The following is a 24,690-nucleotide window of genomic DNA, read 5'->3' as shown; positions in this document are numbered from 1 at the left end:
ATGGCACAAGTACAATTTTCAGTTTATCGTTATAATCCAGATGTTGACAACGCTCCTCGTATGCAAGAATACACCTTGCAAACAGAGGAAGGTCACGACATGATGGTGTTAGATGCACTTATTCTTTTAAAAGAACAAGATCCTACACTATCTTTTCGTCGTTCATGCCGTGAAGGTGTGTGTGGATCTGATGGTGTTAACATGAATGGTAAAAATGGTTTAGCATGTATTACTCCTTTATCTACGCTACAAAAAAATGGCAAAGGTAAAATTGTAGTACGTCCATTACCAGGCTTACCTGTGGTTCGTGACCTTGTTATTGACATGAGTCAGTTCTACACTCAGTACGAAAAAGTTAAACCTTATTTAATTAATGATCAGCCTGCAGCAGGCGAGCGTCTTCAATCTATTGAAGAACGTGATAAATTAGATGGGCTATATGAGTGTATTTTGTGTGCATGTTGTTCGACATCGTGTCCTTCGTTCTGGTGGAATCCAGACAAGTTCATTGGTCCAGCAGGCCTTCTTCACGCTTACCGTTTCTTAGCTGATAGCCGAGATACAGCAACTGAAGAACGTTTAGCGGATTTAGACGATGCGTTCAGTGTGTTCCGTTGCCACAGTATCATGAACTGTGTTAGCGTTTGTCCTAAGGGTCTTAACCCGACTAAAGCAATTGGGCAAATCAAATCTATGTTATTAAACCGAGCGGTTTGATTACTTAGTAAACGTAAGATGGCTAATACAGATTATTAGCCATCTTGTTATGATAACTATTAATTTCTGCGCTAAAGAAAAGGGCTTATAAATGCACGAAGGTGTGATGAAGGCATGGCTAGAATCTTCACATTTAAACGGCGGCAACGTTGCTTATGTAGAAGAGCTTTATGAAGCGTATTTAGACGATGCGACTTCTGTGCCAGATGAATGGCGAGAAGTGTTCGAACAATTACCTAAAGTTGATGGTGTGGATGTTGAAGTAAAACATTCAGAAGTTCGAACGCAGTTTGCACAGCTTGCAAAAAACAAGCATAGAGAAGTAGTGGTAGCAGAGGGTAGTGGCGGTGACCTTAAACAGGTTAAAGTTCTACAACTTATTAATGCTTTCCGTTTTCGTGGACACCAAAATGCAAACCTAGATCCATTAGGTATTTGGCAACGAGAGCGTGTACGAGATTTAGAGCTAGAGTACCACGACTTATCTTCAAGTGATTTTGACCGCGAGTTTAACGTAGGATCGTTTGCCGTAGGCCGCGATACTATGCCTTTAGGTGAACTATACCAAGCACTAAAAACTACATATTGTGGTTCAATTGGCGCTGAGTATATGCACATCACATCAACAGAGGAAAAGCGTTGGTTACAACAGCGTTTAGAATCTGTCCAGTCTAGGCCAAAATTCGAAAAAGACGAAAAGCTGCGTATCCTAAAAGGATTAACTGCTGCTGACGGACTTGAAAAATATTTAGGGGCTAAGTTCCCAGGTGCTAAGCGTTTCTCACTTGAAGGTGGCGATGCGCTAGTTCCAATGTTAAAAGAGCTTATTCACCGCGCTGGCGAAAGCGGCCAACAAGAAGCTGTTATTGGTATGGCTCACCGTGGTCGTTTAAATGTTCTTGTAAATGTACTTGGTAAAAATCCATCAGAATTATTTGATGAGTTTGCTGGTAAACATAAAGAAACATTAAGTTCTGGCGATGTTAAATACCACATGGGTTATTCATCTGACTTTGCTACTAAAGGTGGCAATGTTCATATGGCGCTTGCGTTTAACCCGTCTCATCTTGAAATTGTAAATCCAGTTGTTATGGGCTCAGTACGTGCTCGTCTTGATCGCTTAGGTGACAGTTCTGGTATTAAAGCTTTACCAATTACAATTCATGGTGATTCTGCGGTTACAGGCCAAGGTGTTGTACAAGAAACGTTTAACTTATCACAAACTAACGCGTTTAGTTGTGGTGGTAGTATTCGTATTGTTGTAAATAACCAAGTTGGTTTTACTACATCAAAACAAGACGATGTACGCTCTACAGATTACTGTACTGACATTGCTAAAATGGTTCAGTCACCTATCTTCCATGTTAACTCTGATGACCCTGAAGCAGTTGCATTTGTTACTCAAATTGCACTTGATTTCAGAAACCAGTTTAAACGTGACGTAGTAATCGATTTAGTATGTTACCGTCGCCATGGTCACAATGAAGCTGATGAGCCTAATGCAACTCAGCCTGTTATGTACCAAAAAATTAAAAAGCACCCAGTTCCACGTTTAATTTACGCAGATCAACTTATAGCTGAAGGCTCTTTTTCTGAACAAGAAATAAAAGCACTTGCTGATGAGTACCGTAATGCATTAGACGAAGGCAACTGTGTTGTTTCAGAAATACAACCAGAGACATCGCATTCTTCAGATTGGGCAAAGTATGTTGGCCATGAATGGGATGTTGATTACGATGCCAGCGTACCTGTTGAAGAGCTCAAAGCACTCGGTGAGAAAATCGCTTCTTACCCAGAGCAATATAAAGCACAGTCACGCGTTAAAAAGATTTACGATGATCGTAAATTAATGGCTTCTGGTGAGAAACCTCTAGATTGGGGTATGGCAGAAACACTTGCTTATGCAACAATTGCAACTGAAGGCACAGACATTCGTTTAACTGGTCAGGATTCAGGGCGTGGTACATTCTTCCATCGTCATGCTGTTGTTCACAGTCAATCAGACGGCGCTACTTATACACCTCTACAGCACTTAAGCGAAGATCAAGGTACTTTTGAAGTATTTGACTCTGTTTTATCTGAAGAAGCTGTTGTTGCTTTTGAATACGGTTATGCAACTGCTGAGCCTACTTCATTAGTACTTTGGGAAGCACAGTTTGGTGATTTCGCCAACGGTGCACAAGTTGTATTTGACCAATTCCTAAGTTCTGGTGAGCAAAAATGGGGCCGTTTATGTGGTCTTACAATTTTGTTACCACATGGCTATGAAGGACAAGGTCCAGAGCATAGTTCAGCTCGCTTAGAGCGTTTCCTACAACTATGTGCTGATCACAACATGCAAGTATGTGTTCCATCTACTCCTGCACAAGTTTACGCTATGCTTCGTCGTCAATCAGTTCGACCACTACGTCGTCCGTTGATTGTTATGACGCCTAAGTCGTTGCTTCGTCATCCTCTTGCAACTTCATCGCTTGAAGAGCTATCGCATGGTGTTTTCCATAATATGATCGACGAAGTTGATGATATTAACCCTGAGAAAGTTGAACGCGTTGTATTTTGTAGTGGTAAAGTTTATTACGAACTATTACAAGAGCGTCGTAAGCTAGAGCAAGATAATATTGCTATTGTTCGTGTTGAGCAGTTATATCCGTTCCCACATGACGAAATGCAAACAATTATGGAGCGTTACCAACACGTAACTGATTTTGTATGGTGTCAAGAAGAGCCACAAAACCAAGGTGCATGGTACTGTTCACAACATCACTTTATTGATGCAATCCCACAAGGTGCTAAATTAAAATATGCAGGACGTAAAGCGTCTGCATCACCAGCGTGTGGTTACATGTCAGTACATACTAAAGAACAACAAGCGCTCGTTGCCGACGCGCTTACTATAGAAAATAAAGGATAAGCAATGAGCACAGAAATTAAAGTTCCTGTTCTTCCTGAGTCGGTTGCAGATGCTACCGTTGCTACATGGCATGTAAGTGTTGGCGACAAAGTAACTCGCGATCAAAACTTAGTAGACATTGAAACAGATAAAGTGGTTTTAGAAGTTGTTGCACAGCATGACGGTGTAATTACAGAAATATCACAAGAAGAAGGTGCAACCGTACTTGGCGATCAAGTTATGGGTTTACTTGGTGATGCTGATGCAGCGCCAGCAAGTGAAGGTTCATCTAAAGAAGAATCAGCACCAGCTAAATCAGAAGACGCGCCAGCGGCGCAATCAGCACCAGCATCAGAAGGTAAAGAAGTGGACATTAAAGTACCTGTACTTCCAGAATCAGTTGCAGACGCAACAATTGCTACATGGCATGTACAACCAGGTGACGCAGTAACACGCGACCAAAACTTGGTAGATATTGAAACAGATAAAGTTGTTCTTGAAGTAGTAGCTCAAGAAGATGGCATCATGGGTGATATCATTCACAACGAAGGCGATACTGTACTAGGCGAGCAAGTAATTGGCTCGGTTAAAGCAGGCGGTGCACCAGCGGCTCCAGCTGCAAAAGCAGACGAAACGCCAGCAGCAGATTCTAGCGAAAGTTCAGATGTGTTAACACCATCAGTTCGTCGTTTAATTGCTGAGAAAGGCTTAGACGCTTCTAAAATTAACGGCACGGGTAAAAATGGCCGCGTAACTAAAGAAGACGTTGATACGTTCTTAAAAGCACCAGCGCCAGCGGCTAAAAAAGCAGAAGCTTCTGCTCCTGCAGCACCGATGGGCGATCGTACTCAAAAACGTGTTCCTATGACTCGCCTGCGTAAAACGATTGCTACACGTCTTCTTGAAGCTAAAAATTCAACTGCAATGTTAACAACATTCAACGAAGTGAACATGGAACCAATCATGAGCCTTCGTAAGCAGTACCAAGAAGTATTTGAAAAGCGTCATGGCATTCGTTTAGGTTTCATGTCTTTCTACGTGAAAGCGGTAACTGAAGCACTTAAACGCTTCCCAGATGTTAATGCATCAATTGATGGTGACGATATTGTTTACCATAACTATTTTGATATCAGCATTGCAGTATCTACTCCACGTGGTCTAGTTACTCCAGTACTTAAAGATTGTGACAAACTATCTGTTGCTGAAATCGAAAAGGGTATTCGTGAATTAGCACTTAAAGGTCGTGATGGTAAGCTAACGCTTGCAGATATGACCGGTGGTAATTTCACTATTACTAATGGCGGCGTATTTGGTTCATTACTATCTACACCTATCATTAACTTGCCACAGTCTTCAATTTTGGGTATGCATAAAATCCAAGACCGTCCGATGGCTGTAAATGGTAAAGTAGAAATACTTCCTATGATGTATTTAGCTCTTTCTTATGACCACCGTATCATTGATGGTAAAGAATCAGTTGGTTTCTTAGTGACTATTAAAGAGTTACTTGAAGATCCAACTCGCTTATTGCTAGATGTTTAATCTAGTTGTATGAAATGTAAGCTGTGAATGAACATTCACAGCTTTTTTTTTGCGCCTTTGGTCTTACTGGGGTTTTCATGTTAAGCCTTGGGATCTATACTAGGTGCGCAATTTGGGATAGTTGTTTATTTGAAAAAATATTCAGCTCTTTTAGTATAAAAAATTGGATAAAGCATCATGAATTTGCATGAGTATCAGGCAAAACAACTTTTTGCCGAATATGGTTTACCAGTTTCTCAGGGTTTCGCTTGCGATACACCTGAAGAAGCTGCAGCAGCTGCTGAAAAAATCGGCGGTGATATGTGGGTTGTTAAAACTCAGGTTCACGCAGGTGGACGTGGTAAAGCTGGCGGTGTAAAGCTAGTAAAAACTATCGACGAAGTAAAAGCGTTTGCAGCTAACTGGTTGGGTAAAAACCTAGTTACTTACCAAACAGACGAGAAAGGTCAGCCAGTAGCTAAAATTTTAGTTGAAAGCTGTACTGACATTGCTAACGAATTGTACCTAGGTGCAGTAGTTGACCGTGCATCTCGCAAAGTAGTTTTCATGGCGTCTACTGAAGGCGGCGTTGAAATTGAAACTGTTGCAGAAGAAACACCAGAGCTTATCCACAAAGCTGAAATTGATCCATTAGTGGGTCCTCAAGCTTACCAAGCACGTGAACTAGGCTTTAAATTGGGTCTTAACCCAGTACAAATGAAGCAGTTTGTTAAGATCTTTATGGGTCTTGGTAACATGTTTACTGATTTTGATTTCGCACTACTTGAGATCAACCCGTTAGTAATTACAGACGAAGGTAACCTTCACTGTCTTGACGGAAAAATCGGTATTGATGGTAATGCACTTTACCGTCAACCTAAAATCCGTGAGTTCCACGATCCATCTCAAGAAGATGCACGTGAAGCACACGCAGCAAGCTTCGAGCTTAACTACGTTGCTCTAGATGGCAATGTTGGTTGTATGGTTAACGGTGCAGGCCTAGCAATGGGTACTATGGACATCGTAAACCTACACGGCGGCAAACCGGCTAACTTCCTAGATGTTGGCGGCGGCGCGACTAAAGAACGTGTTTCTGAAGCATTCAAAATCATCCTTTCTGACGATAATGTTAAAGCTGTTTTAGTAAACATCTTTGGCGGTATCGTACGTTGTGACATGATTGCTGAAGGTATCATTGGCGCAGTTAAAGAAGTTGGCGTAAATGTACCTGTAGTTGTACGTTTAGAAGGTACTAATGCTGAATTAGGTCGTGAAGTTCTTAAGAACTCAGGTCTAGATATCATTGCTGCTGAATCACTAACAGACGCTGCTGAGAAAGTTGTTGCTGCTGCGGAGGGCAAATAATGTCTGTATTAATCAATAAAGATACAAAAGTTATCTGTCAAGGTTTCACTGGTGGCCAAGGTACTTTCCACTCAGAGCAAGCGCTTGAGTACGGTACACAAATGGTTGGTGGTGTAAGCCCAGGTAAAGGCGGTCAAACGCACCTTGGTCTTCCTGTATTCAACACAGTTCGTGACGCTGTTCAAGAAACTGGCGCAACTGCTTCAGTTATCTACGTACCAGCTCCTTTCTGTAAAGATGCAATCTTAGAAGCTATCGATGCTGGCATCGAGCTGATTGTTTGTATCACTGAAGGTATCCCTACGCTTGATATGGTTGACGTTAAAGTTAAACTAGATCAAACAGGTACTCGTATGATCGGTCCTAACTGTCCAGGTGTTATTACTCCTGGTGAGACTAAGATTGGTATCATGCCTGGTCACATCCACAAACCTGGTAAAGTAGGTATTGTTTCTCGCTCTGGTACTTTAACGTACGAAGCGGTTAAGCAAACTACTGATGCTGGTTTTGGTCAGTCTACGTGTGTTGGTATTGGTGGTGATCCAATCCCAGGTACTAACTTTATCGACGTTCTAGAAATGTTCGAAAAAGATCCACAAACTGAAGCAATCGTAATGATTGGTGAAATTGGTGGTACTGCAGAAGAAGAAGCTGCAGAGTACATCAAAGCTAACGTAACTAAACCTGTAGTATCTTACATTGCTGGTGTTACTGCACCAGAAGGTAAGCGTATGGGTCACGCTGGCGCAATCATCGCAGGCGGTAAAGGTACTGCTGATGAGAAATTTGCTGCATTAGAAGCTGCGGGCGTAAAAACTGTACGTTCACTTGCTGAAATCGGTAAAGCACTTAAAGAGAAAACAGGCTGGTAATTGCTTGTTTCCTCTGAAAAGGCCCGCTTATGCGGGCCTTTTTGTTATTGAGGTAAATTTAGAACGGATAACTAATATGCTGAAAAAAGCGTACAGACAAATCTTGTCGTTGCTTATTTATGGCCAGCTCGTTACATAATGCATGAATTGTTTTCTCTACTTGGTTCATAAAGCGGCCATAACCAATTTCATGTTTATCCTGCTGCGTTGCGACAATAACAAAATGTAGTGTTTCTACTAATTTTGTTGCTTCATAAAAATACTTAATTTGATTTTCATTTGATTCAACATCAAAGCTCAACTTTTGTAACTCTGCATTACCTTCATTTTTATCTATTTTACTGTTTCGGACAATGGGTATTGCGCCATTAGCTACCATTGCACCGTGTGTTAGTTTGTTTTGTTCACATGCGCGTTTAAAACTATCTGCAAAGTAATCATAAAACTTTTCCACATCGTTATTGTTCACCATTGTTTGAAACTGTGTTTTGATGGCCCGAGAAACCGCAATGGTAAATGTTGCGTAAGTCATTTCAGCATAGTCACTAGGAATATTACATTGCCTTGATTGATAGCGAGGGTAGAGGCTTCTGAGTTTATATCCATAACTCTCTTTATTTCCCTTATCTTTAGCAAATAAATCGTAAGTTAGATGCTGGTGATCGCGAAGTTTAAATTGGGGCTGATTTATAAATAACTGTTCTTGTAAAAGGGTCAATACTTTTTGTACTCTATTGTGAAACAAAGCTGAGTTTGCACGTAAGTCTTCACCCGTGGCTAAAAACAAGAAACGTATTTTCTTACTTTTTATATCTGGTGAGTAATAAATTTTATGTGCCTCGTGATAACGAGGATTATAAAAAAACAACATCTGCTTGTCGGTTTCTAGTTGATATGACTCATCATGAAAGCGTACAACCGGTAGTTTATCGTTTGCTAATAAATGTACATTATGCAGTTCATACTCATCACAACATGCAAATAATTGACGCGCAATACGCTCGTAGCAACAGTTTATAGTGCTAAAGCTATTATAAAATGCTTCATTAGGTATTATTTCAGCCAATAAATAGTGGTTAGCGCGTGCATTAGTTGGAATATATACACGGTGTTGATTAAGTGTCGCCATCTTAGAATCCTTATAAAGTAGGTTATTTAGCTACTATAATTGGCTTTGATGACCTAAATGTTGCGTTAAAACAAATTTTATTCATAAACAATTGAACAAGTGGATTAAAGTTAATCAATATCTAAAATAAACCTTAATCTATTGCTGTATGTTAGTGTATGTTTTTGTAATAATGCATTAGTTTTGTTATTACGTAATATTTAGAGGATCACACTCCTATGGCGGAAATTGAGAATCGCCCAAGTAACTTTATTAGAACCCGAATTGATGAAGACTTAGCAAGTGGCAAACATGCGACAACGCATACACGTTTTCCACCTGAGCCAAATGGCTTTTTACATATTGGCCATGCCAAATCAATTTGTTTGAATTTTGGTATCGCAAAAGACTACAACGGTTTATGTAACCTACGTTTTGACGATACAAACCCTGAAAAAGAAGACATTAACTACGTTAACTCTATTAAAGAGGATGTACAGTGGTTAGGCTTTAATTGGGATGGCGACATAAAGTATTCTTCTAACTATTTTGATACTTTATATGGTTACGCAGTAGAGCTTATTGAAAAAGGCTTAGCGTACGTTTGTTTTTTAACTGCAGACGAAGCACGACAGTACCGTGGTACATTAAAAGAGCCAGGTAAAAACAGTCCTTATAGAGATACTTCAGTTGAAGAAAACCTAGCGTTATTTGAAAAAATGCGCGCTGGCGAATTCAAAGAAGGTGAATGTGTACTGCGTGCTAAAATTGATATGGCAAGCTCATTTATGGTGCTTCGCGATCCAATTATTTACCGTGTACGTTTTGCTCATCATCACCAAACAGCTGACAAGTGGTGCATTTACCCAATGTATGACTTCACTCACTGTATTTCTGATGCGCTTGAAGGTATTACACATTCATTATGTACATTAGAGTTCCAAGATAACCGTCGTTTATACGACTGGGTACTTGATAACATTAGTTTAGAATGTCACCCACAGCAAATTGAGTTTTCGCGCTTAAATCTTGAATACACTATTATGTCAAAGCGTAAGCTAAATGATTTAGTAGTAAATAACTATGTAGAAGGGTGGGATGACCCTCGTATGCCTACTATTGCAGGTTTACGTCGTCGTGGTTATACACCAGGTTCAATTCGTGAATTTTGTTTGCGTATTGGTGTAACAAAACAAGAGAATATGGTTGAAATGGGCATGCTTGAAGCCTGTATCCGTGAAGACTTAAACGAAAATGCACCACGTGCAATGGCTGTACTCGATCCTGTTAAAATCGTTATTGAAAACTACGATGCAGATAAAGTTGAAACTTTATCAGTGGCTAATCACCCAAATAAAGAAGAAATGGGGCGTCGTGATGTTCCATTTACTCGTGAAATCTATATTGAACGAGAAGACTTTAAAGAAGAAGCGAATAACAAATTCAAACGTTTAGTACTTGATAAAGAAGTACGCTTACGTGGTGCTTATGTTATTAAAGCGCAGCGTGTTGAAAAAGACGAAAATGGCGAAATCACAACTATCTTCTGTACTTACGACAGCGAAACACTTGGTAAAAACCCAAGTGATGGTCGTAAAGTAAAAGGTGTTATTCATTGGGTTTCAGCACCAGAGTCTATTACTGCAGAAGTTCGTTTATACGACCGCTTGTTTAGCGTACCAAATCCAGCAGCTGCAGAGGAATTTGAAACTACGCTAAACCCGGAGTCACTGGTTGTTTTACCTAATGCTAAATTAGAACCATCGCTTGCTAACTCGCAAGCAGAGCAGGGCTTTCAGTTTGAGCGTACAGGTTATTTCTCTCGTGATTCTAAATCAGAGAACGTTGTATTTAATCAAACCGTGGGTCTTCGCGATTCATGGTCTAAAACTCAATAAGTAATACCAATTCGCTTAATTAAGTGATCTATTTTGAGGCTGGAAAAACGTGTTGATAGCTAGGCAAAAAATTCGCTATTTAGTTGTTCTAAATGAGCACTTTTTAACGCAAGTAGCGACACGTTTAGCCCCGCTAAATGATTAAGTATTATTGCGGATTGGTATAATACTTAAAATATACCCAGGATTTACTGGGTATATTCAATATTATCGTCTTTTAGGCACAAAAAAACCTGCACTTAGCAGGTTTTTTTATTGCGTTTAAAAGCGATATTAGCTGTTAGCGTCGCTAAATTCTTTACACGCTGCTTTATCATTACACTCACCGTATAAATACAAAGAATGGTTTGTAAGAGTAATACCATTTTCTTCAGCAATTTCTAGTTGACGACGCTCAATCATGTCATCTTCAAACTCTACCACTTTGCCACATTTCAAACATACTAAATGATCGTGGTGAGTGCTTCCTGAAAGTTCAAATACTGATTTTCCGCCTTCAAAGTGATGACGGCTTACAATACCCGCATCATCAAATTGGTTAAGTACGCGGTATACAGTTGCAAGACCAATTTCTTCACCTAGATCCAAAAGAATTTTGTAAACATCTTCAGCACTGATGTGTTGGTTATCTGGAGATTGTAAAATCTCTAATATTTTAATACGCGGTAAAGTTACTTTTAAACCGGCTTTTTTAAGTTCCAAGTTATGATCAGTCATTAAATCTGTCTCAATTTTATTTGGTTATACTAGACATCTTGCAAAGATGTACACGACACATTAGCAACAAACAGAATAACGTGCCTAAGCGTTAAGTGCAAAGAACAATTGATATATATTGCCACTAAAGCTTAAAACGCTAACTGTTTGATAATTATTTAAACAGCTAGCGATATATGCAGTAAATTAGTCAGCTAATTCACTTAAACACATTTCTTCATATACTTGAGCAGACCATGCTTTAACACGTTGTTCTGTAAGCTCTGGTTGACGGTCTTCGTCGATGCCCAAACCTACAAAGTGCTTATCATCAGCCATACCTTTAGACGCTTCAAAGTCATAGCTTTCACTTGGCCAATGGCCCACAACAATAGCGCCACGTTCAGTAACAATATCGTTGATCATGCCCATTGCATCTAAAAAGTACTCAGCGTAATCTTCTTGGTCACCACAACCAAAAATAGCAACAAGTTTACCTTCAAAGTCTACTTCCTCAAGTTCTGGAAAAAAGTCATCCCAGTCACATTGAGCTTCACCGTAGTACCAAGTAGGGATACCGAATAAGATTAAATCAAATTCAGCAATCTCTTCTTTAGAGCTTTTTGCAATATCATGAACAGCCACTAGCTTTTTACCCAATTCTTTTTGGATCATTTTTGCTACGTGTTCTGTGTTACCTGTGTCACTTCCGAAAAAAATGCCTACACTTGCCATGGATTTAAAACCTTTTATGTATCAATAGCCAATCTTTCTTGTAAAATCGTTTCAATCAGCGCACTGCGGCTAATATTTTGTGCATCTGCCATATCACTCAATGCTTGATATAACTGCGATGAAACTTTAAATTCAACACGCTTTAAACCACGTGCTTTATCTCTTTTTATTTGATTACGTTTATTTACCTTTAACTGCATATCCCGAGAAAGGGGATTGGTTTTAGGTCTGCCTGGGCGTTTTTCGTATTCAAATAAATCGAGTGTAGTTCTATCTGTTTCTGACTTCGCCATGCTTAACCTACACCTGCGCCTTGCCAAAATACTTGAATAAGCCCTTTAGCAATAAAGCCTGAACAACCTAAAAAGAGCACGCCCCAAACAATGTATTGTCCGAACTTTGGCACATTGCCACTTTTTAGTACGTCTTTAATTGCCATGCCGATGAATATGAAAATACCGGCTAAGCCAAAATACAACCCTAGGGTATCAAATTCGTTAATTAACTGACTGACCATCAACGTATAACCTTTAAATTAAACGGCGCGTACTATAGCATATAAATATTCATATATTTAGTGCGCTGAATCAAAAACACGCGATTAAAATTGCTTTAAACCGCAGTTAAAAAGTCATTTATCGCTTTATTAACAGCAAGAGGCTTTTGAGCATGAAGCCAATGACCTGCGCCATGAATAATTTTAGCCTTGGTGTTTTTAAAGCGTGCTGTAATTGCAGTACGATGCTCGGGCAATATATAGTCAGAATCATTACCTTTAATGAAAAGAGTATCGCATAAACAAGAATTGTTTTCATTAACATTGGACGTAATTGTCGAATATTTTTCGTCAAGCACATTTAGGTTAAATCGCCATGCAAAATGACCTTCTTCATTTTTAGCGAGGCTTTTAAGTAAAAACTGTCGAACCCCTAGCTCTTCAATATAAGGCTGCATAATTGCATCAGCTTGCTTTCTATCATCTATTGACTGCGTTGAAACTGCTTTTAATGCTTGTAATATTTTTGTGTGGCGAGCAGGGTAACTAACAGGTGCGATATCAAGTACAACCAATTTATTTACCAGCTCAGGGTGTGTTAGTGCTAATTCCATTGCGACTTTCCCACCCATAGAATGCCCAACTAAATGAGCTTTATCTATGTTTAAATGTGCTAATAACTCGACAATATCTTGAGCCATTGCAGGGTAGTTCATTTCATCACTATGAGGAGAAAGCCCGTGGTTGCGTAAATCAACGTTAATAACATTAAAGTGTTCACTTAATGGTTTTGCTATTACATTTAGGTTTTCTAATGATCCAAAGAGTCCGTGGATCAAAATAACATTAGGGCCTTGCCCTTGTTGCTTGTAATTTAACTGCATACACGCCTCCTGAAAATTTCGCCATAGTTTGCCGAGCATTGCTCTAAAAAGCAAAAAATACAGCGACTATTTATTAAATTGGGCTTTTGTTTGTTAAATCAACAACAATCAAGTAAATATTAATATGTTTACGGGAGTGCTTGTTGTAACTCGCATTTCTGATTGGTTTGGGTATAATCACACGGGAGAAAAAAATGTGACCCGTAATGACAGGAAGAACATGAAACAAATCGACATAGACGACGAGTTATATCAGTATATTGCAAGCAATACGCAAAGTATTGGTGAAAGTGCATCCACTATTTTACGTCGTTTATTAAATCTGAGCGGCGAAAAAATTCAAACCGCAAACGTAGAACTAACTCAAAATAATCAAACTGCGACTACGTCTACCGCCACATTAAAAAGCTCAGAGCTACCTGCTGCTGAGACTTCAAAAAAACAAACGCCTGTAGCTCACGCACCCGTGAAGCAAAAAAGCGATAATGTTTTTAATGTATTAAATAAAGAAGAGCTGGCAATGCAGAAGGGTGTTGTTGGGCGCTTTTTGTTTATTTTAAGTGCATTTTACCGCACACATAAAACTGATTTTTCGGCTGTACTAGATATAAAAGGGCGTGACCGTGTTTACTTTGCTACTAGTAAAGAAGCCTTAGTAAATAGCGGCAGTAGTATGAACCCTAAAAACATAACTGATAGTGAATATTGGGTTATGACAAATTCTAATACAACGCGTAAAAAAATGATGCTTCATGAAGTTGCTCTTTGCCTTGGATATAGTGCAGAGCAAGCTGAAAAAATTCGCGATTACCTGTAAGGAAATATAATGGCTATTCACTCAGGCGCAGGCAAAACTGCTCCACAATCAGCACTGGTTAACGTACCTAAATTAGTATCTGCGTATTACTTAAACGAACCTGATCTTGAACAAAATCCAGAGCATTGTGTTGCTTTTGGTACATCAGGCCACCGTGGTTGTTCTTACGATGTTAAATTTAACGAGTCACACATTTTAGCGATTACTCAGGCTATTTGTGATTATAGAAAACAAAATGATATTTTTGGTCCGTTATTTTTAGGTAAAGACACACACGCACTGAGTGAGGCTGCATTTAATTCAGCTATTGAAGTTTTAGTTGCTAACGAAGTGCAAGTGATAACGCAAGAAAACGGTGACTTTACACCAACGCCAGTTATCAGCCACGCCATAGTTAGCCATAACAAGCTGCACCCAAATGAGCTTGCAGACGGGATTGTTGTTACGCCTTCACATAACCCTCCTGAAGATGGTGGCTTTAAATACAACCCACCTAATGGCGGGCCTGCTGATACCGACGTTACTAAATGGATTGAAGACAGAGCAAATCAACTTTTATTAGAAGACTTGGTTGAAGTTGAGTTATTCCCATTCGCTAAAGCTTCACGTTCAGGCTTTATTCGCTACGAAGATTTAATGACTCCTTATATTGATGATTTAGCAAATATCGTTAATTTAAAAGCCGTTAGCGATGCAGGTATCAAAATTGGTATCGATCCACTAGGTGGTTCAGGTATTAACTTTTGGCCTGTTATTGCTAAAAAATATAATTTAGATTTAACCGTCGTTAATGATGTTGTTGATTCACGTTTTGCTTTTATGCCACTTGATAAAGACGGCAAAATTCGTATGGATTGTTCATCACCTTATTCAATGGCGAACCTTATTGCATTAAAAGATGATTTTGATGTGTCTATTGGTAACGACCCTGACTACGATCGCCACGGTATTGTAACGCCAGATGGTTTAATGAATCCAAACCACTTCTTAGCAGTGGCAATTGATTACTTACTTAAACACCGTGATTGGAATGAAACAGTAGAGATTGGTAAAACACTGGTTTCTAGCTCTATGATCGATAAAGTAGCAGCGCGCAATAATCGTAAAGTAAAAGAAGTACCCGTAGGCTTTAAATGGTTTGTTGAAGGCTTAAGCAAAGGCAAGCTTGCATTTGGTGGCGAAGAAAGCGCAGGTGCTGCATTCTTACGTTTTGATGGCTCTGTATGGTGTACAGATAAAGACGGCTTTATTATGGGACTACTCGCTGCAGAAATACTTGCAGTAACAGGTAAAACTCCATCAGCGCTTTATAAAGAATTAGAACAAGAGTTTGGTTCTCCAATTTATAAACGCCTAGATGCACCGGCCTCAAGCGGTCAAAAGTCACGTTTAAAAGCATTAAGTGCTTCTGATGTTAAAGCAGATACACTTGCTGGCGAACCTATTTTGCAAAAACTGACTCATGCACCAGGTAACGATGCGGCAATTGGTGGTTTAAAAGTGGTCACTGAAAATGGCTGGTTTGCAGCGCGTCCATCAGGTACTGAAGATATTTATAAAATATACCTTGAATCATTTAAAGGTGAAGAGCATTTAGCGTTACTTGAAAAAGAAGCTAAAAAGCTTGTAGATTCAGTTATAAGCTAACTTAATCTAATAATTTTAAAACGGCTGATTATTCAGCCGTTTTCGTTTCTATACCTTGTGTATTTATAAAAATATATGCATAAGAGTCTACTCTCACATTATTTTTAAAGGGCTTATTACATGTCAGCCAATCCATCTTACTTAAATGAATTAAAACAAACTGGCGATTTTTTAACGCTTAGCCGTAATAACGAATGGCATTTAGATGTAGGTGAATTTGTTTTAGATAATGGAACTTGTGTAAATATACACGATACCGGTGTAATTGAGTTTCAACCTGCTGTTAAAACAAGCAAAGATGTAATTTATTCAAGCGCTGTACACGGTAACGAAACTGCGCCAATTGAAATTTGTGATGCGCTCATTAAACAAATTATAAAAGGTGAGTTAGTCCTTAAGCAGCGTGTTTTATTTATTTATGGTAATCCACAATCAATTAATATTGGTTTGCGTTTTGTAGAAGAAAACTTAAATAGATTATTTAATGGTCACCATACAGTTGAAGGTGTACCAATGAATAATGAACGAAACCGCGCTGCAAAGCTTGAGCAATACGTAAGTGACTTTTATGCTCGTGGCCAGCAATGCAGTAGCCGATGTCATTACGACTTACACACTGCAATTAGAGGCTCTAAAAACGAAAAATTTGCTGTGTATCCATTTTTACATGGTAAGCCATGGAAAAAGTCACAGTTACAATTTTTATTGAGCTGTGGTGTAAATACCGTACTTATGATGAAATCACCCGCAACAACGTTTAGCTATTATTCGTCGTTTGTTCATGGTGCAGACTCGTTTACAGTAGAGCTGGGTCAAGTTAAGCCATTTGGCCAAAATGATATGACCCGCTTTGAAAAAACAAAGCAAACATTAACTGCATTAATTAGCCAAAATGAAGTTAAATACCCTGATTTTAATGCAAGTGAGTTTGAGTTATTTGCAGTGCACCGCACAATAAATAGAACGCAGGATGATTTTAGTTTCCCTTTTTCTGATGATGCTGAGAACTTTACTGGCTTTGCGAAAGGTGAACTACTTGCAACCGACGGTGATACAGCGATTTACGCAGACGTTGAAGGTGAGGCTATTATATTTCCAAATGCGAGCGTAGCATTAGGTCAAAGAGCACTGCTTACTGTTATTCCAATGGATATTGATAGCAATTTCGTCTAATTAAACTCATCAGACCACTGGTAGCTTCAAGTTAACTATATGATTACTATTAATTAAAGTAACCGTATCGTTAACTTGCCACTTATTTAACTTGTATTTGCTTTTGTTTCGTCCCAGATGTGTTGAATAACACTTTACGTTAACGTAAAGTGTTGGCAGCTTTAATTAAAGATAGTGCAGATGTTGCAAAGTTTAACCAGCAACAATCACCCACAATAATAATTTAAAGGGGCACTGTTTTACCGACAACAAAAGAAGGTAGGTTATGAGTAATCCAAATAACGTATCGCTGAATATTAACCACGAGCTTGAATTTATTGATGGCCAAGCACTTAATATTCCAACCCTTAGTATTTTAACTGAGGACGGCGACATTCATCCTAGTGCAACCGCACCTGATATTTCAAAACATACCGCTATTAAGTTATATGAAACAATGCGTTTTATACGTTTGTTAGATGAACGTATGCAAGGCGCGCAGCGCCAAGGTCGTGTTAGTTTTTATATGCAATGCCTAGGCGAAGAAGCCGCAGTTACAGCCTCTGCTGCTGCACTTGATCAAGATGATATGATCATGGCGCAATATCGTGAACAAGCAGCCCTGCATTATCGTGGCTTTACGCTTGATCAATTTATGAACCAAATGTTCTCAAATGAATTGGATTTAGGTAAAGGTCGCCAAATGCCAATCCATTATGGTTCTAAAGCGCTAAACTACATGACGATTTCATCGCCACTGGGTACGCAAATACCACAGGCCACAGGTTATGCATATGGTCAAAAAATAAAGCATATCGACGCTAAAACAGGTGAGCTTGCAAGCACAATTGATAACGTGACTATTTGTTACTTTGGTGAAGGTGCTGCATCAGAAGGTGACTTTCATGCGGGCTTAAATATGGCGGCTGTTCACAAAGCGCCGGTTATATTTTTTGCACGTAATAACGGCTATGCCATATCTACCCCTGCTGATGAACAGTTTAAAGGCGATGGTATTGCGTCGCGTGGTGTAGGTTATGGTATTAAAACAATTCGTGTTGATGGCACAGATGCACTTGCTGTGTATGCAGCGACCAAAAAAGCACGCGAAATAGCCTCAACACAAGGTGAGCCTGTGCTTATTGAATCGATTGCTTATCGATTAGGCGCGCATTCTACATCAGACGATCCCAGTGGTTATCGCTCTAAAGATGAAGAGGCATATAATCAAATCTGTCCTATTGATAAATTTAGAAAATGGTTGGTCAAGCAAGATTGGTTAAACGAAGAAGACGATATAAAAGCAAAAGAGTCGATTCGTGAAGAAATTTTAGCAGCGCTTAAGCGTGCTGAAGTTGTTGCCAAGCCGGCTTTAGAAGAATTGGTATCTGACGTTTACGATACACCAATTCCATTATTGCAACGTCAGTACGAGCAATTAAAAGAACATATAAAACAGCATCCAGATGCTTACCCAGTAACTGCAGGGAGAATTAAGTAATGGCTAAAATGAACATGCTCCACGCAATTAACTCTGCCCTCGATATTACGATGAACGAACACCCTCAAGCCTGTATTTTTGGCGAAGATGTTGGTTACTTCGGTGGTGTATTTAGAGCAACATCAGGCTTGCAAGAAAAGTACGGTAAGCATCGCGTTTTTAATACGCCTTTAACCGAACAAGGTATTTTAGGCTTTGCTAATGGTTTAGCGGCATTTGGTGCGCCTGCATTAGCAGAAATTCAATTTGCTGATTATATTTTCCCAGCGTTTGATCAAATAGTAAATGAAGCCGCTAAATTTCGTTATCGCAGTGGTAATGAATTTAATGTAGGTAACTTAACTATTCGTACGCCTTATGGCGGTGGTATTGCTGGTGGCTTATATCACTCGCAATCACCCGAAGCTTATTTTGCACATACACCGGGCTTAAAAGTGGTTGTACCGCGTAACCCTTATCAAGCTAAGGGTTTATTACGTGCCTCTATTAAGGATGATAACCCTGTCATATTTTTTGAGCCTAAGCGTTTATATCGTGCATCAACAGGCGAAGTGCCAGAAGAAGATTATAGTATTGAATTAGGCACGGCTGAAGTAGTACAAGAGGGTACCGATATTACGCTTTTAGCGTGGGGTGCTCAAATGGAGATTATTGAAGAGGCAGCAAAGCAAGCAAGCGAGCAAGGTATAAGCTGTGAAGTAATAGATCTTCGTAGTATTTTACCATGGGATGTTGAAACGATTGCTAAATCGGTTATTAAAACCGGCCGTTTAATCGTGAGCCATGAAGCGCCTATAACTAATGGCTTTGGTGCCGAGATAGCAGCAACAATACAACAAGAGTGTTTCTTGCATTTAGAGTCGCCAATTTTACGTGTATGTGGTCTAGATACACCATACCCGTTGGCACTTGAAAAAGAATACGTACCGGACGCACTAAAAGTGTTGGCTGCAATTAAACAATCAATGGATTTTTAGGGGTTACCATGGCGAAAGATTTTATATTACCCGATATTGGTGAAGGCATTGTTGAATGCGAAGTTGTTGAGTGGCTAGTTCAAGAAGGCGATACCGTATCTGAGGACCAGCCAATTTGTGATGTGATGACAGACAAAGCATTAGTACAAATTCCAGCAGTGCATGATGGCATTATTTCAAAGCTATATTATCAAAAAGGTGAAATTGCTAAAGTACATGCTCCTTTATTTGCTATGGATGTAACTGGTGATAGTACGAGTAATGAAGTAGTAGAAGAGCCTGTTCAAGCTGAAAATCAAACTAATAACAATGCATCTGATGTAGTTGAAGACTTTATACTCCCTGATATTGGTGAAGGTATTGTCGAATGTGAGATTGTTGATTGGTTAGTCGCAGAAGGCGATGAAATAGAAGAAGACCAAGCGGTTTGTGACGTAATGACCGACAAAGCATTAGTACAAATTCCGGCAAAATATACAGGCACAGTAAAAAAACTATATTACCAAAAAGGTGAAATAGCAAAAGTACATAGCCCGTTGTTTCAAATGACAATTGCAGGCAGTGCAGTAAAGCCAAATGTTGATATAAACCAAGCGGTCGTAAAGGCTCAGACTAATGCCGTCGCTGAAAAAGTTGCCTCTGTTAAAACGCAGCAAGCTGCAAAGGTTATCAATCAAAAAGCGGTGGCGTCGCCTGCAGTTCGTCGTAAAGCACGTGAGCTAGATGTTGATTTAACGTGCGTACCAGGTAGTGGAAAAAATGGACGTATTTACAAGCAAGATATTGAAGAGTTTGTAAAAGGCGAAGTGCCAAATACTATTGATACTTCACCGCTTAATAGCGATGCTTCTCAAAGTGCAGTACAAAACCAAACACAGAATCAAAGAGGTGGCGTACGAGTAGAGCAAATTAAAGGCATTAAAGCGGCCATGGCCAAGCAAATGGTGGCTTCGGTTTCAACTATTCCGCACTTTACTTTTAGTGATGAAATCGACTTAACACAGCTTATAGCTTTGCGAAGCTCCTTAAAAGAGCAGTACAAAGCACAAGGCGTTAAGCTCACCATGATGCCATTTTTTGTAAAAGCACTCTCGCTAGCAATGAAAGAGTACCCTGTACTGAATTCAAAAGTGAATGATGATTGCTCAGAGCTTACCTATTATAACGATCATAATATTGGTATAGCGGTTGATTCAAAAATTGGCTTGTTAGTGCCTAATATTAAGTCGTGCCAGAGTAAGAGTGTTGTTGATGTGGCTAATGATTTAACCCGCTTAACTCATTCTGCGCGAGAAGGGCGTGTTGCACCGGATGATTTAAAAGGAGGGACGATTAGCATCTCTAATATTGGTGCAATTGGCGGCACTATCGCAACCCCCATCATTAATAAACCAGAAGTGGCTATTGTTGCATTGGGTAAACTGCAGCACTTACCGCGTTTTGATGAAAGTGGGCAGGTTGTGAGTAAAGCGATAATGCAAGTAAGTTGGTCTGGTGATCACCGTGTTATTGATGGCGGAACGATTGCTCGCTTTAATAACCTATGGAAATCGTACTTAGAAAATCCTTCGGCAATGATGATGGCAATGAGTTAATAATATAATTGTTTAAACCTAGGGCGTGTTGATCTTTGATGATTGAATTTGCAGCAGTATGTTTGGTTTTTAGGCAAGGCAGAGCCTATGAAGTGTGGTTACTCCCCATAAGTAGGCGATAACGCAGCATAAATGCCAAACATGCGCTGCCCTTCGGGTTCTGTCTAGGGGCGATAAACTCTTTGTTGCTCGGTTTTTACTTAGCCCACTAGGTTACAAACCTCGCGCCGCGATTAAATCGCCCCTAGATTGAACAAATTACAATCCGCAAAGGTCAACACGCCCTAATAAAAAAACCAGCAATTTGCTGGTTTTTTGTTTTAAATGAGTCTGTTTTTATTTAAGATACATGTGTTACTAAAAAGTAATAAAGTTAACCCCGTTAGGGAATATAAAAAAATAACACTAAGGAAATTTCATGGAACATTATATGAACGCGCTTCGCAGCTACGCGGATTTTTCAGGCCGTAATCGTCGTAAAGCATATTGGATGTTTGTATTATTTAACTTCATTTTTTCGGTAGTTTGTAATGCGATTGATGGTGTACTAGGTACAATGTTCATTGGCACTATTTATAGCTTAGCGCTATTAATTCCTGGCTTAAGTGCTGGTGCACGTCGCCTTCATGATACTGGTCGTTCAGGCTGGTGGCAGTTACTTTGGTTAGTGCCAGTAATTGGTTGGATTGTTTTAATTGTTTTTCTTGCACAAAACTCACATGAAGGTGAGAACGATTATGGCCCAAATCCAAAAGAACTAGCTGCAGAGCCAGCAGCCGTATAAATAAAATAAGTTAACATCCTAAAAGCTCAGCAATAGCTGAGCTTTTTTGTTTATGGCAATTTTAACTTAAAAAGTAAAGGCCATAGCCAACGGCCAAAGCAGGAATAGATGTATACACAGTCGCAATTACAGCCGCTTTAGGTGCCATTGCAATTGCAGGAAATAACGCATCACCATCGTTAGATATTGCATTAGCAGTTAATGCACTAAATGGAATGATCCCCTGAATATATAACGTAGTAACAATTATTTGCGGACCACAACCGGGTAAAAAACCAATCACCACAGCAATAAGTGGCGCTAAATAAGCATAATGTGCAAACCAGTTTTTTAAATCAAGCCCTGCAATATTTACTAAAATCTCAAACAACATAAACGATGCCACTACCCATGCGGTCACAAAGTGTGTGTCTTGAAGTACTTTAATAATTTTAGAAGGTGGATTACATTCATCGTCTTCTGAGGTTACTTCTTTATAGCTTTCACCTTTAGAAGAATACGCCCATATAGTTACAGTAAATAACGCCATTGCAGCACCAAAAATACTAATACTTGTGCCTGTGTATTTTCCAAATTGATCAAAGTCGACATTAAATGCAATTAAAAAAGCAATAATGAGGCTTGGAATAATAGCGAAAATCCAAACGGGTTTGCTTATTTTAATTATACGAGTTGGCAATACTTTAACTTGGTGTTTTTGTTCTTGCTTTGTTGGGCGTAAAAAGTCTTTTGCATGAAGGGCGTTTACTATAACACCACAAAGCGTGCCTACTACTAAGCCAATGGCCATTATGGTTAAACCTTCAGTAGGGCGAGTGGCAAGGAGTAAAAATGCGGCATCTCCCATTGTAGCTGTTAAAACAGCAACAATAGCCCCAAAACTTGCTTGGCCTTTTGTAAACTGGGTAACCACTATTATTGCACCACCACATCCAGGAAGGGCACCTAAAACGGCAGCAAAAAATATTTCTAATACCGGCGATTTAGCACTTAAATAACTAAGCTCTAATTGAGGTAAATGCTCTATGGCGTAGTAATAAATTAATAATGTAGCAGCAACAAATACGCTAACTTGAAAAAAAGCATCACTTAGTGCTGTTATTGTAATTTCACGAAGTGATGGCACAGCTAAGCATACCAGTAAAAAAAGTGGTAATAATAAACGTTTATTTTGGCTAACAAAGCGTTTAGAAGCGGGCGTAATAAATCCTATTTGAGAGAGTAAAATCATACAGTGTTACCAATTAAATAAACTTAGTAACACTGTATATTTTAATTAAATGATAATCAATATCATTTACATCTATTTAAATCGATTACTCTCTTTGAGTTTTTCGATGTTAAACCAATGCTACTTACGTTGAAATTCTGAGCTTGCATTCCACGTTGGCCATTGCTCTTGCTCCGAAATATCAAAACCTACTTTATAAAACAATTGTAAGTCTTGAACAGCACCCGATAAATCCCATTCGTCACGGTAACGATCACACGGTTGATGATAACAACCGCGAAGTACTAAACTCATGCGTTTACGGTAATTAGCTGTCTCTTCGTCAGCTGCGACTGTGCCGCCACCTGCGTACATGGCTGGAATCCCCATATTAGCAAATGCAAAGTGATCAGAGCGGTAATAGCCACCAGATGATGGTTTAGGATCGCCTGATATTGTTCTGCCTTGCTCTTTAGCTGCAGTTGCTAAAAACTCATCCATTTGTGACTTACCAATACCGACCACATTCATGTCTTTTACTTTGCCTAATAAATTTAAGCTATCCATGTTTATGTTAGCGACTGTTTTATTAGCTGCAATCACTGGATTAGCTGCATAGTATTTAGAACCTAGTAAGCCTTGCTCTTCAGCAGTTACTGCTAAAAATGTCATTGAGCGGCTAGGGTGCTTTGGTAATTTAGTAAAGGCTTCAGCTACTTCAATAAGCCCAGCGGTACCCGTTGCGTTGTCGTGAGCACCGTTGTAAATTTGATCGCCTTTACGTGTTTTATCTGTACCTAAGTGATCCCAATGCGCTGAGTAAATAACATGCTCATCTGGTTGCTCGCTTCCTGGTAACGTAGCGATAAAGTTATACGATACTGATTTTTTAATCGTGTTTTTAACATTAACAGAAGCAGTTAAATCGCCCATATCAACATGGTAAGCACCTTTAGCTGCGTTTTCTTTCGCAGTATCGAAATCTAATCCTGCTTTAGTAAAAAGCTCTTTTGCTACGTCAGTTGTAACCCAGCCTTCAACGGCTACGCGGTCCATATTGTTGTTTTCTTTTTGAAAACCAAACTGCTCACCGCTCCAAGAGTTTTCAACTACTGACCATGGGTATGACGCAGGTGCTGTTTCATGAATAATAATTGCGCCAGCTGCACCTTGTCGACTTGCTTCTTCATATTTGTATGTCCAACGACCGTAATAAGTCATTGCGTCGCCAGTAAATAAAGCAGGGTCTTTTGTTGCAAAGCCCGGATCGTTAACCAGCATTACAACCGTTTTGCCCTTAACGTCTAACCCTTCGTAGTCATTCCAATTGTATTCAGGTGCATTAACGCCGTAGCCCACAAAAACAAGTTCAGAATTTTCTATGCCTTCTTGTGCGCTAATGCGGCTGCTACCCATAACCATATCTTTTTTATATTGATAGTCTTTACCACCAATACTTAATACCATGTTTGCATCAGCCTCAAGCGACACAAGTGGAACTTCTTGTAAGTAGCTGTCGCCATTACCTGGCTCTAAACCTAGGGCTTTAAACTGCGCAGTTAAATAATCAAGCGTTAGCTTTTCGCCAGGTGATGAAGGAGCACGGCCACCAAACTCATCCGATGCGAGTACTTTTACATGTTTAGCCAATTCATCAGCTTGAATACTGTTATAACCATTTGTTACATCAGTAGGTGTAATACTTGTTGTTGCGCAACCTGCTAAAACAGCAGTAGCGAGGAGTGTGAGAGAGAAATAATGTTTCATGTCAGCTCTTTTTTTGTTTTAAGTTGTGATTAGTATATTAACTTCTATTAAGTAGAAC

Annotated in this window: 21 protein-coding genes; 13 read left to right on the top strand and 8 right to left on the bottom strand. The window is 39.4% G+C overall.

Annotation, left to right across the window (positions count from 1 at the left end; genetic code table 11):
• The 5 genes from H5161_RS10835 (at position 1) to sucD (ending at position 7,365) form a co-directional block, all read left to right on the top strand.
• Entirely contained in the window at positions 1–717 is a 717-nt protein-coding gene (locus H5161_RS10835; protein ID WP_002961804.1) for a succinate dehydrogenase iron-sulfur subunit, read from the top strand.
• A gap of 91 nt (positions 718–808) precedes the next feature.
• Complete coding sequence (sucA, locus tag H5161_RS10830) at positions 809–3,628, top strand: 2-oxoglutarate dehydrogenase E1 component (RefSeq protein WP_033021680.1); 2,820 nt, start codon at positions 809–811, stop codon at positions 3,626–3,628.
• Positions 3,629–3,631: 3 nt separating this feature from the next.
• Entirely contained in the window at positions 3,632–5,149 is a 1,518-nt protein-coding gene (gene odhB, locus H5161_RS10825) for a 2-oxoglutarate dehydrogenase complex dihydrolipoyllysine-residue succinyltransferase (protein WP_039487977.1), read from the top strand.
• A gap of 177 nt (positions 5,150–5,326) precedes the next feature.
• Positions 5,327–6,493, top strand: a complete 1,167-nt coding sequence (gene sucC, locus H5161_RS10820) for an ADP-forming succinate--CoA ligase subunit beta (protein ID WP_002961809.1) — start codon at positions 5,327–5,329, stop codon at positions 6,491–6,493.
• The gene (gene sucD / locus H5161_RS10815; protein WP_002961811.1) at positions 6,493–7,365 is read left to right on the top strand and encodes a succinate--CoA ligase subunit alpha; all 873 of its coding nucleotides are present in this window, start codon (positions 6,493–6,495) and stop codon (positions 7,363–7,365) included. Before sucC ends, sucD begins: the two co-directional genes overlap by 1 nt.
• A 58-nt stretch (positions 7,366–7,423) precedes the next feature.
• On the opposite strand, the gene H5161_RS10810 is transcribed toward sucD, so the two are convergent.
• Positions 7,424–8,494: a DUF3083 family protein gene (locus H5161_RS10810; RefSeq protein WP_182769262.1), complete on the bottom strand. Its 1,071-nt coding sequence runs from the start codon at positions 8,492–8,494 to the stop codon at positions 7,424–7,426.
• A gap of 218 nt (positions 8,495–8,712) precedes the next feature.
• On the opposite strand from H5161_RS10810, the gene glnS reads away from it, so the two are divergent.
• Entirely contained in the window at positions 8,713–10,371 is a 1,659-nt protein-coding gene (glnS, locus tag H5161_RS10805) for a glutamine--tRNA ligase (protein WP_182711204.1), read from the top strand.
• Between the two features lie 273 nt (positions 10,372–10,644).
• Here glnS and fur read toward each other — a convergent pair whose 3' ends face one another.
• The 5 genes from fur to H5161_RS10780 form a co-directional block, all read right to left on the bottom strand.
• Positions 10,645–11,088, bottom strand: coding sequence for a ferric iron uptake transcriptional regulator (gene fur, locus H5161_RS10800; protein ID WP_002962922.1), 444 nt, complete (start codon positions 11,086–11,088; stop codon positions 10,645–10,647).
• A 186-nt stretch (positions 11,089–11,274) separates the two neighbouring features.
• A complete protein-coding gene (fldA, locus tag H5161_RS10795; protein WP_007586856.1) occupies positions 11,275–11,802 on the bottom strand; it encodes a flavodoxin FldA in 528 nt (175 codons plus the stop codon).
• A 14-nt stretch (positions 11,803–11,816) separates the two neighbouring features.
• Positions 11,817–12,095, bottom strand: a complete 279-nt coding sequence (gene ybfE / locus H5161_RS10790) for a LexA regulated protein (protein WP_002962928.1) — start codon at positions 12,093–12,095, stop codon at positions 11,817–11,819.
• Between the two features lie 2 nt (positions 12,096–12,097).
• Entirely contained in the window at positions 12,098–12,319 is a 222-nt protein-coding gene (locus tag H5161_RS10785) for a DUF2788 domain-containing protein (RefSeq protein WP_002962930.1), read from the bottom strand.
• 95 nt (positions 12,320–12,414) lie between these two features.
• Positions 12,415–13,182 carry an alpha/beta fold hydrolase gene (locus H5161_RS10780; protein ID WP_002962931.1) on the bottom strand — a complete coding sequence of 256 codons (768 nt, stop codon included), beginning with the start codon at positions 13,180–13,182 and terminating at the stop codon, positions 12,415–12,417.
• Positions 13,183–13,402: 220 nt separating this feature from the next.
• On the opposite strand from H5161_RS10780, the gene seqA reads away from it, so the two are divergent.
• The 7 genes from seqA (at position 13,403) to H5161_RS10745 (ending at position 21,655) form a co-directional block, all read left to right on the top strand.
• Positions 13,403–13,999 (top strand): replication initiation negative regulator SeqA, encoded by a 597-nt coding sequence (gene seqA / locus H5161_RS10775; RefSeq protein WP_002962932.1) that lies wholly within the window; start codon positions 13,403–13,405, stop codon positions 13,997–13,999.
• 9 nt (positions 14,000–14,008) lie between these two features.
• Positions 14,009–15,646, top strand: coding sequence for a phosphoglucomutase (alpha-D-glucose-1,6-bisphosphate-dependent) (gene pgm, locus H5161_RS10770; protein ID WP_182769261.1), 1,638 nt, complete (start codon positions 14,009–14,011; stop codon positions 15,644–15,646).
• A gap of 120 nt (positions 15,647–15,766) precedes the next feature.
• Positions 15,767–16,819, top strand: coding sequence for a succinylglutamate desuccinylase (gene astE / locus H5161_RS10765; RefSeq protein ID WP_182769260.1), 1,053 nt, complete (start codon positions 15,767–15,769; stop codon positions 16,817–16,819).
• 265 nt (positions 16,820–17,084) lie between these two features.
• Positions 17,085–18,299 carry a thiamine pyrophosphate-dependent dehydrogenase E1 component subunit alpha gene (locus tag H5161_RS10760; protein ID WP_182769259.1) on the top strand — a complete coding sequence of 405 codons (1,215 nt, stop codon included), beginning with the start codon at positions 17,085–17,087 and terminating at the stop codon, positions 18,297–18,299.
• Positions 18,299–19,276 carry an alpha-ketoacid dehydrogenase subunit beta gene (locus tag H5161_RS10755; RefSeq protein ID WP_182695664.1) on the top strand — a complete coding sequence of 326 codons (978 nt, stop codon included), beginning with the start codon at positions 18,299–18,301 and terminating at the stop codon, positions 19,274–19,276. The genes H5161_RS10760 and H5161_RS10755 overlap by 1 nt, the downstream gene beginning before the upstream one ends.
• An 8-nt stretch (positions 19,277–19,284) precedes the next feature.
• Positions 19,285–20,871, top strand: a complete 1,587-nt coding sequence (locus tag H5161_RS10750; RefSeq protein WP_182769258.1) for a dihydrolipoyllysine-residue acetyltransferase — start codon at positions 19,285–19,287, stop codon at positions 20,869–20,871.
• Positions 20,872–21,289: 418 nt separating this feature from the next.
• A complete protein-coding gene (locus H5161_RS10745) occupies positions 21,290–21,655 on the top strand; it encodes a DUF805 domain-containing protein (protein WP_182692748.1) in 366 nt (121 codons plus the stop codon).
• A gap of 61 nt (positions 21,656–21,716) precedes the next feature.
• Here the strand turns inward: H5161_RS10745 and H5161_RS10740 are convergent, their stop codons facing one another.
• Both H5161_RS10740 and H5161_RS10735 read right to left on the bottom strand, forming a co-directional pair.
• Complete coding sequence (locus H5161_RS10740; protein WP_182769257.1) at positions 21,717–22,886, bottom strand: putative manganese transporter; 1,170 nt, start codon at positions 22,884–22,886, stop codon at positions 21,717–21,719.
• Between the two features lie 120 nt (positions 22,887–23,006).
• On the bottom strand, positions 23,007–24,632 hold the full coding sequence (locus H5161_RS10735; protein WP_024596861.1) for a M28 family metallopeptidase: 1,626 nt from the start codon (positions 24,630–24,632) through the stop codon (positions 23,007–23,009).
• Positions 24,633–24,690: the final 58 nt, after the last annotated feature.

Origin of the sequence: Pseudoalteromonas sp. SG43-5 (assembly GCF_014164345.1) — a bacterium.
GTDB classification, from domain to species: domain Bacteria; phylum Pseudomonadota; class Gammaproteobacteria; order Enterobacterales; family Alteromonadaceae; genus Pseudoalteromonas; species Pseudoalteromonas distincta.
This window is presented reverse-complemented; position numbering and strand designations above follow the sequence as displayed.

What these genes read in the sequence shown, in the direction of transcription:
- H5161_RS10810 (WP_182769262.1), bottom strand. Translation starts at nt 8,494, where the DNA reads ATGGCGACACTTAATCAACACCGTGTATATATTCCAACTAATGCACGC.
- H5161_RS10760 (WP_182769259.1), top strand. Translation starts at nt 17,085, where the DNA reads ATGAGTAATCCAAATAACGTATCGCTGAATATTAACCACGAGCTTGAA.
- H5161_RS10745 (WP_182692748.1), top strand. Translation starts at nt 21,290, where the DNA reads ATGGAACATTATATGAACGCGCTTCGCAGCTACGCGGATTTTTCAGGC.
- H5161_RS10740 (WP_182769257.1), bottom strand. Translation starts at nt 22,886, where the DNA reads ATGATTTTACTCTCTCAAATAGGATTTATTACGCCCGCTTCTAAACGC.
- seqA (WP_002962932.1), top strand. Translation starts at nt 13,403, where the DNA reads ATGAAACAAATCGACATAGACGACGAGTTATATCAGTATATTGCAAGC.
- H5161_RS10780 (WP_002962931.1), bottom strand. Translation starts at nt 13,182, where the DNA reads ATGCAGTTAAATTACAAGCAACAAGGGCAAGGCCCTAATGTTATTTTG.
- odhB (WP_039487977.1), top strand. Translation starts at nt 3,632, where the DNA reads ATGAGCACAGAAATTAAAGTTCCTGTTCTTCCTGAGTCGGTTGCAGAT.
- H5161_RS10785 (WP_002962930.1), bottom strand. Translation starts at nt 12,319, where the DNA reads ATGGTCAGTCAGTTAATTAACGAATTTGATACCCTAGGGTTGTATTTT.
- fur (WP_002962922.1), bottom strand. Translation starts at nt 11,088, where the DNA reads ATGACTGATCATAACTTGGAACTTAAAAAAGCCGGTTTAAAAGTAACT.
- sucC (WP_002961809.1), top strand. Translation starts at nt 5,327, where the DNA reads ATGAATTTGCATGAGTATCAGGCAAAACAACTTTTTGCCGAATATGGT.
- H5161_RS10755 (WP_182695664.1), top strand. Translation starts at nt 18,299, where the DNA reads ATGGCTAAAATGAACATGCTCCACGCAATTAACTCTGCCCTCGATATT.
- sucD (WP_002961811.1), top strand. Translation starts at nt 6,493, where the DNA reads ATGTCTGTATTAATCAATAAAGATACAAAAGTTATCTGTCAAGGTTTC.
- H5161_RS10750 (WP_182769258.1), top strand. Translation starts at nt 19,285, where the DNA reads ATGGCGAAAGATTTTATATTACCCGATATTGGTGAAGGCATTGTTGAA.
- fldA (WP_007586856.1), bottom strand. Translation starts at nt 11,802, where the DNA reads ATGGCAAGTGTAGGCATTTTTTTCGGAAGTGACACAGGTAACACAGAA.
- astE (WP_182769260.1), top strand. Translation starts at nt 15,767, where the DNA reads ATGTCAGCCAATCCATCTTACTTAAATGAATTAAAACAAACTGGCGAT.
- ybfE (WP_002962928.1), bottom strand. Translation starts at nt 12,095, where the DNA reads ATGGCGAAGTCAGAAACAGATAGAACTACACTCGATTTATTTGAATAC.
- H5161_RS10735 (WP_024596861.1), bottom strand. Translation starts at nt 24,632, where the DNA reads ATGAAACATTATTTCTCTCTCACACTCCTCGCTACTGCTGTTTTAGCA.
- glnS (WP_182711204.1), top strand. Translation starts at nt 8,713, where the DNA reads ATGGCGGAAATTGAGAATCGCCCAAGTAACTTTATTAGAACCCGAATT.
- sucA (WP_033021680.1), top strand. Translation starts at nt 809, where the DNA reads ATGCACGAAGGTGTGATGAAGGCATGGCTAGAATCTTCACATTTAAAC.
- H5161_RS10835 (WP_002961804.1), top strand. Translation starts at nt 1, where the DNA reads ATGGCACAAGTACAATTTTCAGTTTATCGTTATAATCCAGATGTTGAC.
- pgm (WP_182769261.1), top strand. Translation starts at nt 14,009, where the DNA reads ATGGCTATTCACTCAGGCGCAGGCAAAACTGCTCCACAATCAGCACTG.